Source organism: Halobacillus ihumii, from assembly GCF_902726645.1.
Lineage (GTDB): Bacteria > Bacillota > Bacilli > Bacillales > Halobacillaceae > Halobacillus_A > Halobacillus_A ihumii.
Genome location: NZ_CACVAO010000001.1, coordinates 1,352,478 through 1,370,147 on the forward strand (window position 1 = coordinate 1,352,478; position 17,670 = coordinate 1,370,147).

Consider the following 17,670-nt stretch of genomic DNA (forward strand, 5'->3'; position numbering starts at 1 on the left):
TGCCCAGTCAATGAATACTGGCTATGTCGGTAGGCCAACTAAAAAATTATCTGAAAGTTATTGCAATTCATTCCACTTATGTTAATATAACGTATATATAACGTTAATATGATAAAACATCATATAAAAGTGGGGAGGTGATCCAAAAATTAAACAAACCAGATTTACACACACAATGAAACTTCAAATTATTAACTGTATTAAACTTGTGAAGAAAAATCAGGCTTATCCCTTTTCCTTCTCACCTTAGTTAACTCACTCCAGTACACAACCTAAAATGATTAGAAGCTCAGCCAACGACATCATCAACGTCAAACACACCTTCCGATCACTCCTATTATGCCATTATTATAACCTACGTAAAATTAACGAACTATAATTTAATATTTTGAAAGGGCTTACAAATTGGTTGTTTATTAAAGGTTGAATGAAGAGAATCTATCAATAACAAGGAGAGATAATTATGCTGGGAATGGACGGTTTAATCATTGTATTCGCTTGGGTCGGCACAGCTTTATCGGCACTCGGCTGCGTCGTTTATGGGTTAATTAACTGGAACAAAGGAGGAGATGATTCGAAATGAATCTATCAGTGCTTATCCCGCTATTAACCGTTTACATAGCCATTATGTCTGGGCTGGCTTATTACGGTTATCGGAAAACGAATACAGAAGCAGATTACCTTGTGGCCGGACGTAATATCAATCCGATTGTTATGGCCTTGTCCTATGGGGCGACATTCATCAGTACTTCCGCGCTCGTCGGTTTTGGAGGCGTTTCGGCTGTCTACGGCTTCGGCTTGCTATGGTTGGCTTTTCTGAATATTGTATTAGGGATTTTTATAGCTTTCGCCTTATTTGGGAAGAGGATCCGAAAACTGTCAGCTGAAATGAATGTGTTTACGTTCCCATCATTTTTAGGGGAGCGATATAATTCGAAATTTATCACTGTGTTTTCGGGGATAATGATCTTTGTGTTTATGCCGGCCTACACAAGTATTGTCTTAATAGGCGGCGGCCGGTTTTTAGAGGAAACACTAGCGATTGATTACAATATCGCTCTGTTAGTACTGGCATTTATCGTAGGAGCTTATGTGATCAGCGGCGGTCTAAAAGCCGTGATGTACACGGACGCCTTTGCTGCAGTAGTTATGCTCGTTATGATGGCGATCTTTTTGTTCGCGACGTATCAGGCAGTCGGAGGATTAACCGCAGGACATAGTGGGTTAACAGCGTTGAAGGATCTTGTCCCCGACGCTCTCGCGGAACAAGGACATCGTGGTTGGACATCCATGCCGGCCTTCGGTTCCCCCATCTGGTGGACGCTGGTCAGTACACTGATCATGGGTGTCGGTATCGGCGTATTAGCTCAGCCGCAGCTTACCATGCGGTGCATGACCGTGAAGGACAACCGAGCTTTAAATCGCTCCGTGCTAGTCGGCGGTATCTTTATATTTTTTATGACAGGCGCCGTTTTCATGATCGGTCCGCTTACCAACCTTTATTTTTACAATACGACGGGTGAGCTTGCTATGACGGTTGCAGGCGGAAACGTTGACCTCGTCATCCCAACATTTATCAATGAGATGATGCCAGATTGGTTCGTCTATTTGTTTACCTTAACAGCATTATCAGCCGTTATTTCAACAGTCAGCTCGTTAATTCACGTACAGTCCGCTTCCTTTAGTGAAGACATCTTGAAGAACATCGGGGTCAACTCCGTATTCGGCAACAAAATCAGCTTGTCCCGCATTGGTGTCATCATTGGTATGGCTGCTGCCGTCATATTAGCCTATATCTTACCAGGCGGCGTCATAGCACAAGCCACATCGTTTTGGTTCGGTATTTGCGCTGCTGGGTTTTTGCCAGTACTCATCGGCAGTCTGTATTGGAAAAGTTCAACAAGGTCCGGCGCCATTTCAAGTATCGTTGTCGGTTTTGCCGTAAGTATTATCGGTTTTCTATTTTTCCATCAAAAAGAAGCGGCAGCCATCGGATTAGCCAACGCCTTATTCGGAGTGGATAGTCTATTAGGCTTCCCGATGACTCATATTAACCCATTGTTCTACGCGCTCCCGCTTTCAAGCCTTGTATTTATTCTCGTTAGTTTGAAAACGGGCGAGCAAGTTGACGTAGAAGTAACAGAGGACTCTGTCGCTTCGAAGTAAATGAGAGGTAAGATGGATGAGGGTTTATTGTTCAAGGAAGGGCTTCAATAAGCATTAAAGTTGCTATTCACAGGTTAAGCGGACCTTATCCGTCAATAGTGCACGATTGTTTAACATTGATCTAATGAAAGAAGCGGCTACCTCAAGTGGGCAGCCGCTTTCTGTTACTCTATTAATTATCTTGATAATTAGCGCAGTCAAAATACGAAGACTCCTGTAGGAACTGCGCAAGCCGAAGATCCCACAGGAAAGCACCCTTTGCTTTCCGAGGAAGCTGAGGCAGTGCCCGCGGAAAGCGAAGTGTTTTGTTATTGCCCCCTAACGTGAAGCGATAACGCCCGGTCTCAAAAAGATAACGACCTATCTCAAACCTATACCTCCCTAACTCACAGTCATTACGACTTAACGACCAGCCATAACGCCCTAATGAAGAATTTCTTCGCCGACGCAGCCTACCCCGCTTCGAAAAACTTGCGATTCAATTGAATATAGTCATTTTCTTCCTCAGGAACTTCGTCTTCCATATAGATTGCTTCTACGGGACACGCTGCCTCACAGGCACCACATTCAATACAAACTTCCGGATCAATATGAAACATGTCTTCGCCTTCTTCAATACAATCCACTGGACAGACTTCGATGCATTCGCCTGCCTTTTCATCTTTACAAGGTGATGTAATTACAAAAGCCACGGTGAAGCCCTCCTTTTTATAAAATCAAAAACAGCACAGAATGCGTTTCAATCTCTTTTTACAATCATCGAAATGCCTTGGCCTACGCCAATACACATTGTAGCTAAGCCGCTCTTACTGTCCCTCTTTTTCATTTCGTGCAGCAGTGTCGTTAGAATTCTAGCTCCGCTGGCTCCTAACGGATGACCGTAAGCAATCGAACCTCCATTGACATTGACAATCTCCTGATTCAAGTTCAACTCACGGATACACGAAAGAGATTGGGAGGCAAATGCTTCATTTAATTCGATCAAGTCAAGATCATCCACGTTCATGTCAGCTCGTTTGAGCGCTTTTTGCGTGGCATGAATCGGACCGATCCCCATAATTCTAGGTTCTACTCCTGCTGTAGCTGAGGTAACATAAGCAGCAAGAGGTTCTAACCCAAGGGCCTCCGCCTTTTTCCGGCTCATTAATAAAACAGCCGAAGCTCCATCATTGACCCCTGATGCATTGCCAGCGGTAATACTGCCATTGGAAAATAACGATGGAAGTTTATTTAATTTTTCCAGTGTAGTGGACGGTCTCGGGTGTTCATCTTCAGCCACCTCATATGTACCCATCTTCCGGTCATGGATCGATATGGGTGTGATTTCATCCTTCAATCGGCCACTTTCCATCGCTTCTTTGGCACGCAGTTGACTTTGATGAGCAAACTCATCTTGATCAGATCGTGAAATGTTATAGGCTTCAGCCACATTTTGAGCTGTTTCAGGCATTGAATCTGTGCCATACATTTCATCCATGGACGGGTGAGTAAAACGCCAGCCGATCGTCGTGTCCTGGAGCTGTTGATCGCCGCGTTTAAATCCTTTGTCGGGTTTGCCCATCACATAAGGGGCCCGCGTCATACTTTCTGTGCCCCCTGCAATCATCACGTCTCCCTGCCCAACCGCAATCGCCCGGGCAGCATAGGTCACCGCATCCAATCCTGATCCGCACAATCTGTTAATCGTTGTGCCTGCTACGGTAGTCGGATAGCCAGCGAGTAATGCAGCCATCCGGGCAACATTTCGGTTGTCTTCTCCAGCCCCATTGGCGTTGCCAAGGATGACCTCCTCGATTTCGTCAAGGGGAAGATTCGGATTGCGCTCTCGTAAGGAACGCAGAACATGGGCACCTAAATCATCCGGGCGGACACTTTTTAAAGCACCATTATACCGTCCAATCGGTGTTCTCACTGCATCTACAATCACAACTTCTTCCATGAACGTTAACCTCCCTTACTCATTGTAGTTATATATGCCGCGGCCGCTTTTTCTCCCTAACCTGCCTGCTTGAACAAGTTGTTCCAGCAGCGGGGCAGGGCGGTATTTTTCGCCTAACGTTTCGTGTAAGTACTTTAAGTTATTCAGGCGTGCGTCTAATCCGACTAAATCCCCTAACTCAAGGGGCCCCATTGGATAGTTCAGGCCCAGTCGAACTGCTTTATCAATATCTTCTGCAGTGGCCACGCCTTCCTGCAGCATCTGAAAGGCTTCGTTTCCGACAAGGGCACTAATTCTGCTCGTCACAAACCCGGGGAACTCATTGACTTCAACGGTTTCTTTCCCCATTTTTTCTGAAGAAACACGAATAAGATCAACTGTCTCATCGCTCGTTTCTAACCCTTTCACAATCTCGACAAGCGGCATACGATGGACGGGGTTGAAAAAATGCATAACCGCTACTTGTGGTGCTCGGTTTGTGTAGGAACCGAGCTCTGTAGGACTGATCGTTGACGTATTTGAAGCAAAAATTGTATGCTCTGGTGCATGTTTATCTGCCGTCTCCAAAATTTGTTTCTTCAAATCGCGTTTCTCTGGCACTGCTTCTATCAGTAAATCAGCCGTACTTACGGTTGATTCAAGCTGCGAAGACGTGTGAAGATGTTCCAGTAGTTCGCCCGCCTGCCGTTCTGTGATTTTTTCCTTTTCAATCCCTTTTCGTGTCGTTTTTTCAGCAAACGCATACGCATCCTGCAGCTGATGATCTGACACATCGACTAATGTGGTATGAAAGCCGGCAAGGGCCGAGACATACGCAATGCCTCGCCCCATCACACCAGCTCCCGCCACCGTCACGTTTTGTACAGCCATGGTCTAAGCCCTTCCTTTCTTTTACACCCCGAACGGATTTAGCGGTTTTGGTCCATAGTAGGAAAGAACACTTTTATCTTCCATATAAAGATCGAGTGTTTCTACACAAAGTTCTCTGCCGAATCCAGATTGTTTATATCCTCCAAATGGAGTGCCAGGGAATGCTGAGAATGGCGTATTGACCATCACGATTCCGGCTTCAATCTGATGGGAGACGCGAGTAGCTCTGCCCTGATCTTTCGTCCATATCGCCGATCCTAATCCGTACTCAGTATCGTTGGCGCGCTTGATGACATCTTTCTCATCCGTGAATTTCTCGACCACAACGACAGGGCCGAAGATCTCCTCTTTCACAGCTTTCATATCAGGGGTAACGTCGGTAATCACAGTCGGCTCATACCAATGACCATTTTCAAATCCTTCAATCTCCATGACTTTACCGCCTGTCGCGATGGTCGCTCCTTCTTCTTTAGCAGACTGAACGTAGCCATCGATGACTTCAAGCTGATTGCGGCTGATGATCGAACCAAGGTGCGTTCCTTTATCAAATGGATCTCCTGACTGCAGCTTCTCAGTTTTTGCAATAAATTGTTCCATAAATTCATCATAAATCGATTCATGGACAAACATGCGTGAACGCGCTTCACAAGATTGACCCGTGTTAAAGAAAATCCCAAACAAAGAACCTGGAACAGCCGCATCTAAATCTGCATCTTCAAACACGATATTAGGTGATTTTCCGCCCAGCTCGAGGGTAAGGCGTTTTAGCGTCTCTGAAGATTTACTCATAATATCTCTTCCTGTCGGCGTTGAACCTGTAAAGGCCACTTTGTTGATATCTTTGTGTTCAACAAGATAGTCGCCAACAACTTTACCTGAACCTGGGAGCGTGTTCACGACACCTTCTGGCACACCTGCTTCATGACAAATTTCATTCAAAATAATCGCTGTAATCGGCGTCAAACTGGCCGGTTTAATAATCACGGAGCAGCCAGCAGCAATGGCCGGGGCGATTTTCCAAGCTGCCATCATCATCGGATAATTCCACGGAATGATTTGCGCACACACTCCAACCGATTCCTTGTGTGTATAGTTGAAAAAGCCATTCGGCATATTATTGACGGCACCGCGGTGGCCGACAATCGCACCCGCATAAAATTCAAAGTCCTCAATTGACTGATTAATTTGAACCTGTGCCGCACCGACAGACTTCCCGCTGTTTAACACTTCCGCTTCCACGAGTTCATTAAATCGTTCCCGCATGATGGCTGCAATTTTATTGAGGACACGGGAGCGTTTTCCGACCGGATATTTATTCTTCCATTTTCCTTTGTCAAAAGCGTTCCGCGCCGCTTGTACGGCCTTCTCTGCATCTTCCTGATTGGCTTTCGCAACTGTAGCAAGGACCTCACCTTTTGCCGGGTTATACACCTGAAACGTCTCGCCGGAAGCACTTTCTACGCGCTCGCCATTAATAACCATTCCATAATGTTCACGCTTCATCGCTCCTACCTCTGTTACCGCTTCTGCTGTTACTGTGCTTGTCATATCTCACCACTCCTTTAATTAGTTTCCAATAAATGTTGGTTTACGTTTTTCCTTGAATGCCTGCAGCCCTTCTCGATGATCGTGAGACTGCCCCGCGATCCGCTGGGCCTGCGCTTCTTTTTCTAATAAATCTTCAAAGGTAGAATTCATGCCGTCGATCATGTATCGTTTTACTAGAGATATAGATTGAGTAGGCATGGCTGCTAGTTTTTCGGAAAATTGAGCTACCCCATCCTCCCATTCCGACGATTGTATAACCTCTGTTGCGAGTCCCAGTTCCTTCGCCTCTTCTCCCGTAATCGGCTTGCCGAGCACGGCTATCTCTAGTGCTTTCGCATAGCCTATGAGACGAGGCAGCGTATAAAGGAAACCCGAATCTGGAATAAGCCCGATGCTCATAAATGCGCTTACAAATTTGGTCTCTGGCTGCACTAAACGAAAATCGGCCGCTAAGGCTAAACTCATCCCCGCGCCTGCTGCTGTCCCATTGACTGCAGCCACGATCGGCTTTTCCGTTTGTTTGATAGCCTTCATCATCGGATGGTAGCGGTTACGAAGGAAGTCAGCATGATTGGTATCTTCATCGACTCCAGCCAAGTCCTCTCCGGCACAAAACGCTTTTCCCTCACCTGTAATCACGATACTTCTTACTTCATCATCTTTGCTTGCTGCCTTTAAAGCTTTGATGATCTCTTTGTTCATGTTTTCTGTAAAAGCATTGAAGGCAGACGGTCGATTTAAGACAATCCTCGCGACACCTTTGCTTTGTTCATAAGTAATTGTTTCGAATTCAGTTTCCATTCATCACACCCCCTTAAAAGAAGGAGACCGTTTTTCGGTAAAAGCTTTCATCCCTTCTTTTTGATCCTGAGAAGCAAAGGCCAGGTAGAAATTCTTCCGTTCCAGCTTCAACCCAACTTCGAGCGGCGTGTCCACAGCCTCATCAACTGCTTCCTTGATAAGACGGACCGCTACAGGCGCCTGCTCGGCAAGCTGGTGAGTCAATCTCATCGTTTCTTCCACTACCATTTCGGGTGCCACTACCCGGTTAATCACACCGTACTGCAAGGCTTCCCGTGCGCTCATCGGCTGCCCGAGCCAAATCCATTCCAATGCTTTCGCCCGCCCCATCGCTTTTGTTAAAAGTTGTGTACCGCCAGCTCCGGGCATGACTCCGAGGGTCACTTCCGGAAAACCGAAGCTTGCGTTCTCAGCCGCAACAATGAGGTCGCAATGAAGCGCCAGTTCAAATCCGCCGCCTAAAGCAAAACCGTTGACGGCTGCGATCACGGGCTTTTTTATCAGCATCATCCGATCCCAAACCGCGAAAGGATTGGTAAGCTCCAGCGACAGCGGGGAATCATCCATCATTTCATCAATATCAGCTCCCGCAGCAAATGCTTTCTCGTTTCCCTTTACGACAATCGCACGAATCGAATTATCACGGTCGAAGCGCTCCATTTGTTCAACGATTTCATCGACCATTTGCCGATTCAGTGCATTGGCTGCCTGGGGCCGATCAAGCTGAATGATTCCGGCTTTTTCCTCGACAAATGTTTGAATAAATTCATTAGCCATCTATTTCTTCACCGATCATCAACGTCACAAGATCGCCCGCAAACTTCATTAGATCTTTTCCAGAAGCTTTTCCTTCATCTGACTTCATCCCCTTTTGCAAGGAATCGTGATCATCATAGAACATTTCACAAAGCAGGTAATACTCGCTTTCCCCCATCGGAGAACCGACGATTTTGGTGACTTTCATTTCCCGCAAGCCCGGAATCTCCTTTGTAATCGGGGTATGTGTGTTAAAGTAGTGCTCATCAAACGCCTCTTTATCCTCGGGTTGTTTGTACAGAGCAATTAGCTTGACCATCTATAAAAACTCCTTTCTTGAGTAAAACGGATTTATAAATACTAAGGTTTAAATATTTCAATAGGTTGTCGCCTGTATCCCGCAGTCGACATCCACTTCGTTTTCCAAGAGGCTGGGACAAAAGTGTTTTTCAAATGGAAATCCGAACTATATAATTATGATTGGTGCATGTAAACCGCTACGAAAATATACTTCGCTTTCCACGGGCGGCTGTTGAGCCTTCTTGTGCTGACGCACTGCGAAGTCTCACCTAGGCCTTTCCTCCCGTAGGAGTCTGCGTATATTTTCTCCGCTAAAACAGCACATCGTTCGTCTTTAACTCGTTTCGACCTTCGCCTCACAAAGGATAAAAATATAGACTTACACAACTGAACAATCTACGACGGGTTTCATGGCTTCAAATGGATTTTTACAGGAACCACAATAGAGAATACTGCGGCATGCGGTAGGACCGAACACGTTATCCATCGAGGTAAACGATGACCCGCAATACGGACAATCGACGGACCATTCCTCCCCAGGTTGATAGTTTTCAGGGGGCGGCGACACGCCATGCTTTCTCAGTTGTTCTTTTCCTTCATCCGTAATCGCATCCGTTGACCATCTAATCTGGAAGGAAAATTCAACGTGACACCTCTCGACCCATTCCAGGCTTTCTACCGCCAGCTTCACATTTTTTTCAATAAAATCGAGGGCAGGGCAGCCTGCAAAGGTGGGTACCATGGTAATCGATATGTTGTAGTGATCGACCATTACGTCGTGAACCATTCCGAGATCCCGTACACTGACCGAAGGAAGCTCAGGGTCATCCACTGTTTTTAAGATAGTTAGAATTTCCTGTCGCTTTTGTTCATCATTCACGTGTATCCCCTCCTTAAAATCTCTTACCATACCGCAAGCCGATCGCTGTCATAAACCTCTGCCAGCGTTTGTAAAGCTTGCTCTAAGTCGGTGGTATGTTCTCCTGATCGGCCACTGCCAAACTTGTTACCCAGTGAATCGGCCGGTAAGCCTTTGATCGTCGCCTGCACCTCTTTCAGCCACCGCTGCTTCAAATCATTCTCACCAGCGATTAATTGATGGTGCAGGATATCCTGAGCTTTTAGCCCTAAATCGTAAATATCCTTGCCTTCTTCCCACGCTTCCTCTAAACGGGCCTGAATTTTTTCACGAGCTTCTTCTGTTGAACCTAGAAGCTGCTGCATCCACATTTTCCAGTGCGCCAAATGATAAGGCTGTTCCATCAATACTTTCTGCGCCGTGTTCGCCAGCGGTTCATAGGAACTTTTCACAGCCGCTTCAAGTTTGACCTTTTTCATAGTTTCATATAAAAATTGACGAACAACGGTCAGCGCCCAGTCATACCACGGCTCTCCACAGTAGGATCCTTCTCCATTTCTCTTTTCAAAATAATTGGCATTCCGCCTTTGCTCAGGAGCGCGTTCGTGAGCAAGTACATCGACTTCTCCTTCCCCTAAATCTTCTAATAATTGATAGTAGAGAAAGGCATGCCCCATCGTATTTTGCGTAATCGATGAAAAGGCAACATCTTCTTCAATATGAGGGGCTAACCCGAGCCATTCAGACCCTCGGAAAGAAATGATAAAGTCATCATCGGCTAACTGATACAATAATTCAGTTAAGGCCTTGTAATAGGCAGGATTTTGTTTCGCCTGTTCGATGGTTTCAATCGATTTCATGATTTTTTCACCTCTTTCCAGGACATAATTTCTTTTTCATCTAACATCCCTTGTTCTTTTTCACTCCATTTTTTCCTCAAATACCCGTAACCTTTCGTACTGCGATAATCTTTGTTGTCTAAACGATTCGTCCACTGCTGGCGCTCTTCACTATTCATGGAGCGAATATGATTGCGCGGCACCACCCAGACGTCGATTACTTTTTCCCGGCGCATAAAATTTTCCTGTGCCATGTTCAGCGCCATGTCGTCATTGGGGGCGAGCAGGCTGAACTGGTGCTGGATGGGCGACTTTTCATTTTTTTTACTAAACACTTCATATTCTTGATAAAAGTTTGACTCATTCTGTTTTTCCATCATCATCTCTCCCTTCCGAACCCTTATGAAGTAACAACCTGCGGAGCCAATGCCTGCCTCACCCAGCGATTGTTTTCATAAGCAATTTCTCTTAAACGCAAGCGTTCTTTTGATCGTGGTCCATTATTGCTGATAATTTGTTTGAATTCATTCCAATCAGGCTGTTGGTAGACCCAATGCTGTTTCTCTTCATCATAATGAACCGTTTCATCCGGAACCGTTAACCCTAGTGAGAAAACACGCGGCAAATATTTATCGAGAAAAGCCTGACGCAATTCCTCATTGGAACTTTTACGAATGCGATATTTCGTCGTCACCTCTTGCTTGGAAGAACCTGTCGTGGATGCGGATTCAGGTCCGAAAAACATTAACAGGGAAGGCCACCAATTATTCAGTGATTCTTGCAGGATTCTCCTCTGTTCCTCAGTTCCTTCGGCTAACGCCATAATAATCGCTTCCCCATGTTGCGCGTGGAAGACTTCTTCCTGACAGATGCGCTTGAGTGCCCGCTGATAAGGTCCATAGGAGGCATCTAACATATTGGTTTGTGAAATAATCGCGGCCCCATCAACGAGCCAGCCTACCATCCCTGCATCTGCCCACGTTCTCGTTGGCATGTGAAAAACGTTATGGAATTTTAAGTCGCCATTTAATAGATCCTCCATTAAACTTTCTCTGTTTTTCCCGTAGGGCTTCATTAAATCCTCCGCTACTCTTAACAGCAGCTGGCCGTGACCCATTTCATCCTGCACTTTTGCCATAATCCCAAGTTTTCTTTTTACAGTCGGCGCTTTCGGGACCCACTCCTTCTCAGGAAGTGCTCCCATAATTTCACTGATTCCATGCATGGAAATGAGTTTGATTAAGGTTTGGCGATACTCATCCGGCATCCAGTCGTCAGCTTCAATTTTTTCACCGGCTTCAATGCGCTCCATAAATCGCTCATATTTTTCTTTATTTTCATCAACGTTGTCTGCAGCTAATGTGCCACCGTAGTTATACACTATACCACTCCCTTGTTACGTTTGTTTAACGTCATTATAAATAAACGTTATATAATAATCAACACCAAAATGTTTTTATTGTTGTTATACAATGCGCGAAACATTATAAAATCAGCCTTATTGGCGGTTATAAAAAAAATTTAAATTTTTCCAATATATTGACAGCGTTTTCACTAACCGATATCTTGTATGTGACGGTTATTAAATATCCCGTATATTTTATATCATAGGAGGAGATCATATCATGTCCACTTTTTCGGAAAGAGAACATTGGAGTCGCTCAACAATGAAAGACTTTCAATGGGAAGGTTTGAAAAAGACAGTTGAACGCGTGTATAACCATGTCCCGTTTTATCGAGAATCTTTTCACCAATCCAATATCACCCCTGACGATATTCAGTCATGGGAGGATGTCCAGCAGCTTCCCTTTACGAAGAAACACCACTTGCGTGAGAATTATCCTTTTAACTTATTGGCCACTCCTATGGAGGAAGTTGTCCGAATCCATGCCTCATCTGGTACAAGCGGGAAGCCTACGGTCGTGGCCTACTCAAGAAATGATATGGATCATTGGGGAGAAATTGTAGCCCGCGCTATTTACATGGCGGGAGGGCGTAAGGGAGACGTGCTTCACAACGCTTACGGGTATGGTTTATTTACGGGCGGATTAGGGTTGCATGTGGGCTCCGAGCATTTAGGCTGCGCTACTGTGCCGATTTCAGGCGGAAATACATCAAAGCAAATCACACTTATTCAAGACTTTAAACCTCGTGTCATTTGTTCGACTCCTTCTTATTTGTTGAACATAGGAGAAACGATGAAGAATATGGGCATTGACCCAGCATCCACCTCTTTAAAATATGCTATACTTGGCGCCGAACCCTGGTCAGAACAAATGAGAAAGACGATTGAGAACATGTTTGATTTAAAAGCATCAGACATATACGGCTTAAGCGAAGTGATGGGGCCAGGAGTAGCAATGGAATGCGTGGAATGTCAAGATGGTCTTCATATTGCGGACGATCACTTCCTCGTTGAAGTGATTAACCCTGATACACTCGAACCTGTACCCGACGGCGAGGACGGAGAACTCGTTTTCACAAGTCTTACTAAGGAAGCACTGCCGATTATTCGTTATCGAACAGGTGATATATCTTCGATTACTCGGGAAAAATGCGCGTGTGGACGAACGACGACGAAGATGAGCCGGATCAAGGGGCGAATAGATGACATGCTCATTATCCGCGGCGTCAATGTCTTTCCTTCCGAAATCGAGCGTTACATTTGCGGCATGGATGAATTGGTCCCACATTATCAAATACACCTTCACAAAAAAGGCGTCATGGACCACGTTGAATTACACGTGGAAGTTTGCGAAGAATTCTTTGCATCGTTGCCGGCACAGGACTTAAACGAAGCAAGCGCCCGCGAACTCGTCAAAAAGATCCAGAAGATCTTGAAGATGGAAGCTCTCGTCTCCATGGAAGTGACGTTAAAAGAACCCAAAACCATTCCGCGATCTGAAGGAAAAGCCAAACGCATTTTCGATTCTCGCTCTTCCCTGTCTGCTTCCCTATAAAATGGCTATAACTACTATGTTATACAAAGCGAAAGGACCCTTCGCTTTGTATTTTTTTGTATCCAGAAAAAATAGTATGACGCTTTTTCATTTTGTAGTAGAATACCTATTAGAGGATTTATCACGATAACGTAACGTTTCATTGCTTTTATTAAAATGGAAAAGCAAATTAGGTTCTTACGATTATTTAAAGTGATAAGCGAGCATGATAGCATAATATACAAGCTATAAACCACGGAGGAAAAGGAAAGGACAGCTGATGGAAAAACTATTTAACACACGTTCAATGATTTTTACATTATACGGAGATTACATTAGTCAATACGGAAATGTCATATGGATTGGCAGTTTAATTCGATTACTGAAAGAGTTCGGTCACAACGAACAGTCCGTCCGGGCAGCGATATCCCGTATGAGCAAACAAGGCTGGGTACAGTCTGAAAAGCAAGGAAACAAAAGCTATTATTACTTAACAGACCGCGGAAAAAAACGAATGGATGAAGCCGCGAATCGAATTTATCAAATCAACCCTCCTTCCTGGGACGGAGAGTGGCGGTTATTGCTCTATACGATCCCTGAAGACAAACGCCACTTAAGAGATGAATTAAGAAGGGAATTAGTTTGGAGCGGTTTCGGCCTTTTATCAAACAGCTGCTGGATCACGCCAAACCCGCTAGAAGAGCAAGTTAACAACTTAATTGCCAAATACGAAATCGATTCCTATGTCAATTTCTTTCGTGCGAAATATGAGGGAATGAACGAGAACAAAGACCTGGTCGATCAATGCTGGGACTTGGAAGAAGTGAATGAGCGTTACTCGGAGTTTATCCAAACATATAGCCAGAAATATATAATCGATAAGAATAAGATTGAAAAAGGAGATTTAAGCGACGGAAGCTGTTTCGTAGAGAGAACGATGTTAGTCCATCAATACAGGAAGTTTTTGTTCATCGACCCCAGCCTTCCTCAAGAGCTATTACCTGAGGATTGGTTAGGAGATTCAGCGGCTTCTCTTTTTAGGGATTATTATCAAATGTTAAGGGAACCTGCGACGCGCTTTTTTGAATCTGTATTTGAACCGGGTGAACCGCTTGATATAAAAGAATCCTGACTATGCATTAATCTAAGTAGTTCGGTTTTGGAGTACACTCACTCTAGAACCGAACTGCTTTTTTGTTATAGGCTCCCGGAAATATTACATCTACCGGCTCTATGAACTCGCAGTTAACATACACTCCGCTTTCCACGGGCACGGCCTCAGATTCCTCAGAAAGCAAAGACCGCTTTCCTGCGGGATCTTCGACTCGCGCTGTTCCCGTAGGAGTCTTCGTGTATGTCAACTGCTGGTATGAGTGATTTAAGATCATTTTTTCGAAATCAATCAATATCACTCCCCTTCTGATTTTTGCTATGTGTCTATTAAAAACTTTAGTTTATACGCAGTTGCTATCAAGTGTATCCCGTCAGAACTAAGAAGAGAAGGTTGCTCTCTAGCTAACATCAGCTGCAAAGAATAATCTCTTTCGATTACCCGGTTTACCGTGGAGTAAATATACGAGAGAGTAAAATAGCTTGTAGACAAACCCCGGGTTTGTCTACAAGCTAGAAACAAAACTTATCCAAACACTTTCTCAAGCACCTCTACCTTTTGAAATTCCTGCCCTTTCTGAACATATGTCTGGATCGTCTCCTCAATCATTTCCATGTCTTTATCCGTCAGTTCCCTCACTACTTTTCCAGGCGACCCCAGCACAAGAGAACGAGGAGGAATCACTTTTCCTGAAGGAACAAGACTATTTGCACCTACAATCGAATACTCTCCGATCTCAGCCCCATCTAATACAGTCGCCCCCATGCCTACCAATGATCCTTTTCTCAATGTGCAGCCATGGACTATCGCATTATGTCCAACCGACACTTCATCTTCAAGTGTTAATGGAAAATCCTCGTAAAGATGACACATCGAATTTTCCTGAATATTGCAGCGCTCGCCAATTCGAATCGGCCCTTCATCCCCTCTTAAGACAACATGAAACCAAATACTTGATTGAGCTCCAATCTCGACATCCCCAATCACTTTAGACCCATCTGCAACAAAAGCGGTCTCGTGAATTTGCGGAGAAAAGTCCTTATAACGATAAATCATGTGTACTCCTCCTATCCCTTCATGTTATACTTTTTAATATAACACATTTTTAACGGAGGTGCATTATTATGAATGATATAACGAAAATACTGAACGTGGACCTTCCTTTTATTCAGGGAGGAATGGGGAATATTAGTCATGCCTCTCTGGCCGTCGCTGTCTCTGAAGCCGGCGGGTTAGGCACGATTGGTGCTGGCACATTAGCTCCTGAAAAAGTTGAGCAGATGATCTTGGACATCCGCCGCGAAACGTCAAAGCCATTTGCCGTCAACATCCCTCTCGCCGTCCAGCCTTACGTCAAAGACATTCTCTCTCTGATCAAAAAACATCAAGTACCTGTAGTCGCTTTATCCGCAGGCAACCCTGCCCCCTATATTGAGCCGTTGAGGGCTGAAAACGTTGTCGTCATGTGTGTCGTCGCGAATGAAAAGCAAGCCCGAAAAGCCGAAGCGGCAGGAGCCGACATCGTGATAGCGGAAGGGTATGAAGCAGCAGGTATTAATGCAAAAGAAGAACTCACCACGTTCACATTACTCCCGAAAGTCACTGCATCCGTTAATATTCCCGTCGTAGCCGCCGGCGGCATCGGTGATGGACGCGGAGTGCTGGCCGCACTGAGTTTAGGCGCACAAGGCGTCCAATTAGGCACACGGCTCATCGCAACCAAAGATGCCCAGGTACATCCAGCTTATAAGGAAGCCTTATGCTCGGCCGGGTCTGATGGAACCATGATCGTCGGGCGACCTTATCAGCAAGTACGAAGAATATTAAAAACACCTTATGGCCAGCACTTACTTGATTCCGAAAAAGAAAAAATACCTCTTGAATCTTACTTAGAAAAGACCGACGAGTCCCGTCATATCCTGGGCGCAATCGAAGGCAAACTAAACGAAGGTCACGTCAATGCAGGACAAATATCTGCGATGATTGAGGACATCCCAACTGTCCAGGAACTTTTCACAAGAATGATCCAGGAAGCACAAAGCAAATTAAAAGATATTTCATTACCTGCCCACAGCCAGAAATAAAGTAAAGCGGATACCGAAAAGGTATTCGCTTCTTTTTTTGCCACCTTTCTTCCACCTCAGGTCATCCATTCATTTCCATTTTCATAGGGAGAGGCGGTTTGTATTGCTCCCTAATGCGGACTGATAACGCCCTAACTCCCAATAATAGCGCCCTATCTCAAAATATAACTCCCTAATGCAATGGCATAACGACTTAACGAACAAGTATACCGCCCTAACTAAAAACCTCACTGTTTACGGTCTGTCTGGAGTAGTATTGGCAGCTGCTCCCCTGCTCATCGGCGAGACTTCAATATTTCGCTAAAAACTTCCACCCCCTCCACCTTACTTTTTTCAAAAATGATGATGCTTCATGTTGACAGCTTAACAGAAATTACGTATCCTTCTATATAACAAAATATAAATAAACGTTTAAATAACGTTATATTAATTTATAAGGAGAGATGAGAATGACGTCTGAAGAAAAGACTTACGATATTACCATTATTGGAGCAGGTCCGGTTGGTCTTTTTACAGCTTTTTATGCAGGCATGAGAAAAGCATCCGTCAACGTGATTGATAGTTTACCTGGAGTCGGCGGCCAGCTGTCCGCTTTGTATCCTGACAAATATATTTACGATGTGGGCGGCTTTCCGAAAATTAAAGCACAGGAACTGGTCGATCAATTACATGAGCAAGCACAAACTTTTTCACCAACTTGGAGCCTGGAACAATCGGTTGAAAACGTGATCCGTTTAGAAGACGGCACGTTTAAACTAGAGACTTCAACGGACACCCACTACTCACGAAGTATTATCATTACGGCAGGAGCCGGTGCTTTTCAGCCTAGAAAACTAAAGGTAGAACGAGCAGACAGCTACGAAAACAACTGTCTTCATTACGCGGTCAAAGACTTGCATCAATTCAAGGATCGGCGGGTTGTCGTCTGCGGTGGCGGGGATTCAGCAGTAGATTGGTCGCTAGCTCTGGAACCAATCGCCAAGGAAGTCACCCTGATTCACCGACGTCCCTCCTTCCGTGCTCATGAACACAGCCTCTCTCTGCTTGAACAGTCGAAGGTTGACATGAAGACCCCTTTTGAAGTGAGCAGATTAATCGGAAGAGATGACAAACTCGAACAAGTGTTAATTCAAGAGGTAAAAGGAGATACAACTCATTTACTTGATGTGGAGGACCTTATCGTAAACTTTGGCTTCGTCACGTCCCTCGGTCCTGTAAAAACGTGGGGACTGGATGTCCAAAAAAACGCCATCCAAGTCAACTCAAGAATGGAGACGAATATCCCAGGTATATTTGCAGCCGGAGATGTTTGCACATACGAAGGCAAAGCAAAGTTAATCGCAACTGGATTTGGCGAAGCCCCGATTGCGGTCAATCACGCAAAATTATTAGTCGATCCGAAAGCAAGACTTCATGCAGGACACAGCACAAGTATTTTTGCAGCTTCCGCCAAATAAT

Annotated in this window: 18 protein-coding genes; 6 read left to right on the forward strand and 12 right to left on the reverse strand. The window is 44.9% G+C overall.

Translation table 11 applies throughout. The annotated features are described in order from the left end of the window. Positions 1 to 463: 463 nt before the first annotated feature. On the forward strand, positions 464 to 583 hold the full coding sequence (locus tag G6R08_RS22360) for a symporter small accessory protein (protein ID WP_338035424.1): 120 nt from the start codon (positions 464 to 466) through the stop codon (positions 581 to 583). Next, positions 580 to 2,166: a sodium:solute symporter family protein gene (locus G6R08_RS06895; RefSeq protein WP_163527304.1), complete on the forward strand. Its 1,587-nt coding sequence runs from the start codon at positions 580 to 582 to the stop codon at positions 2,164 to 2,166. Before G6R08_RS22360 ends, G6R08_RS06895 begins: the two co-directional genes overlap by 4 nt. A 452-nt stretch (positions 2,167 to 2,618) precedes the next feature. Here the strand turns inward: G6R08_RS06895 and G6R08_RS06900 are convergent, their stop codons facing one another. From G6R08_RS06900 to paaA, 11 genes are all read right to left on the reverse strand, one after another. Then, on the reverse strand, positions 2,619 to 2,858 hold the full coding sequence (locus G6R08_RS06900; protein WP_163527305.1) for a 4Fe-4S dicluster domain-containing protein: 240 nt from the start codon (positions 2,856 to 2,858) through the stop codon (positions 2,619 to 2,621). Between the two features lie 47 nt (positions 2,859 to 2,905). Beyond that, a complete protein-coding gene (locus G6R08_RS06905; RefSeq protein ID WP_163527306.1) occupies positions 2,906 to 4,105 on the reverse strand; it encodes a thiolase family protein in 1,200 nt (399 codons plus the stop codon). A gap of 15 nt (positions 4,106 to 4,120) precedes the next feature. Next, the gene (locus G6R08_RS06910) at positions 4,121 to 4,975 is read right to left on the reverse strand and encodes a 3-hydroxyacyl-CoA dehydrogenase (protein WP_163527307.1); all 855 of its coding nucleotides are present in this window, start codon (positions 4,973 to 4,975) and stop codon (positions 4,121 to 4,123) included. Positions 4,976 to 4,996: 21 nt separating this feature from the next. Then, positions 4,997 to 6,523 (reverse strand): aldehyde dehydrogenase family protein, encoded by a 1,527-nt coding sequence (locus G6R08_RS06915; protein WP_163527308.1) that lies wholly within the window; start codon positions 6,521 to 6,523, stop codon positions 4,997 to 4,999. Between the two features lie 18 nt (positions 6,524 to 6,541). Further along, on the reverse strand, positions 6,542 to 7,324 hold the full coding sequence (locus G6R08_RS06920; protein ID WP_163527309.1) for an enoyl-CoA hydratase/isomerase family protein: 783 nt from the start codon (positions 7,322 to 7,324) through the stop codon (positions 6,542 to 6,544). A gap of 3 nt (positions 7,325 to 7,327) precedes the next feature. After that, on the reverse strand, positions 7,328 to 8,101 hold the full coding sequence (locus tag G6R08_RS06925) for an enoyl-CoA hydratase-related protein (RefSeq protein WP_163527310.1): 774 nt from the start codon (positions 8,099 to 8,101) through the stop codon (positions 7,328 to 7,330). Further along, positions 8,094 to 8,399 carry an EthD family reductase gene (locus G6R08_RS06930; protein WP_163527311.1) on the reverse strand — a complete coding sequence of 102 codons (306 nt, stop codon included), beginning with the start codon at positions 8,397 to 8,399 and terminating at the stop codon, positions 8,094 to 8,096. The genes G6R08_RS06925 and G6R08_RS06930 overlap by 8 nt, the downstream gene beginning before the upstream one ends. Positions 8,400 to 8,759: 360 nt before the next feature. Next, positions 8,760 to 9,260 carry a 1,2-phenylacetyl-CoA epoxidase subunit PaaD gene (gene paaD, locus G6R08_RS06935; RefSeq protein ID WP_240339658.1) on the reverse strand — a complete coding sequence of 167 codons (501 nt, stop codon included), beginning with the start codon at positions 9,258 to 9,260 and terminating at the stop codon, positions 8,760 to 8,762. Positions 9,261 to 9,283: 23 nt separating this feature from the next. Then, positions 9,284 to 10,099, reverse strand: a complete 816-nt coding sequence (paaC, locus tag G6R08_RS06940; RefSeq protein ID WP_163527313.1) for a 1,2-phenylacetyl-CoA epoxidase subunit PaaC — start codon at positions 10,097 to 10,099, stop codon at positions 9,284 to 9,286. After that, positions 10,096 to 10,455, reverse strand: coding sequence for a 1,2-phenylacetyl-CoA epoxidase subunit PaaB (gene paaB, locus G6R08_RS06945; RefSeq protein ID WP_163527314.1), 360 nt, complete (start codon positions 10,453 to 10,455; stop codon positions 10,096 to 10,098). Before paaB ends, paaC begins: the two co-directional genes overlap by 4 nt. A 23-nt stretch (positions 10,456 to 10,478) precedes the next feature. Then, positions 10,479 to 11,390, reverse strand: coding sequence for a 1,2-phenylacetyl-CoA epoxidase subunit PaaA (gene paaA / locus G6R08_RS06950; RefSeq protein WP_240339807.1), 912 nt, complete (start codon positions 11,388 to 11,390; stop codon positions 10,479 to 10,481). Positions 11,391 to 11,703: 313 nt separating this feature from the next. On the opposite strand from paaA, the gene paaK reads away from it, so the two are divergent. Both paaK and paaX read left to right on the forward strand, forming a co-directional pair. Next, positions 11,704 to 13,038, forward strand: a complete 1,335-nt coding sequence (gene paaK, locus G6R08_RS06955; RefSeq protein WP_163527316.1) for a phenylacetate--CoA ligase PaaK — start codon at positions 11,704 to 11,706, stop codon at positions 13,036 to 13,038. 259 nt (positions 13,039 to 13,297) lie between these two features. After that, positions 13,298 to 14,149, forward strand: a complete 852-nt coding sequence (paaX, locus tag G6R08_RS06960) for a phenylacetic acid degradation operon negative regulatory protein PaaX (protein ID WP_163527317.1) — start codon at positions 13,298 to 13,300, stop codon at positions 14,147 to 14,149. Positions 14,150 to 14,653: 504 nt separating this feature from the next. On the opposite strand, the gene G6R08_RS06965 is transcribed toward paaX, so the two are convergent. Next, on the reverse strand, positions 14,654 to 15,184 hold the full coding sequence (locus tag G6R08_RS06965) for a gamma carbonic anhydrase family protein (RefSeq protein ID WP_163527318.1): 531 nt from the start codon (positions 15,182 to 15,184) through the stop codon (positions 14,654 to 14,656). Between the two features lie 68 nt (positions 15,185 to 15,252). Between G6R08_RS06965 and G6R08_RS06970 the strand changes: the two genes are divergently transcribed. Both G6R08_RS06970 and G6R08_RS06975 read left to right on the forward strand, forming a co-directional pair. Beyond that, entirely contained in the window at positions 15,253 to 16,212 is a 960-nt protein-coding gene (locus tag G6R08_RS06970) for an NAD(P)H-dependent flavin oxidoreductase (RefSeq protein WP_163527319.1), read from the forward strand. Between the two features lie 449 nt (positions 16,213 to 16,661). After that, positions 16,662 to 17,669 (forward strand): NAD(P)/FAD-dependent oxidoreductase, encoded by a 1,008-nt coding sequence (locus tag G6R08_RS06975; protein WP_163527320.1) that lies wholly within the window; start codon positions 16,662 to 16,664, stop codon positions 17,667 to 17,669. Position 17,670 lies beyond the last annotated feature (1 nt).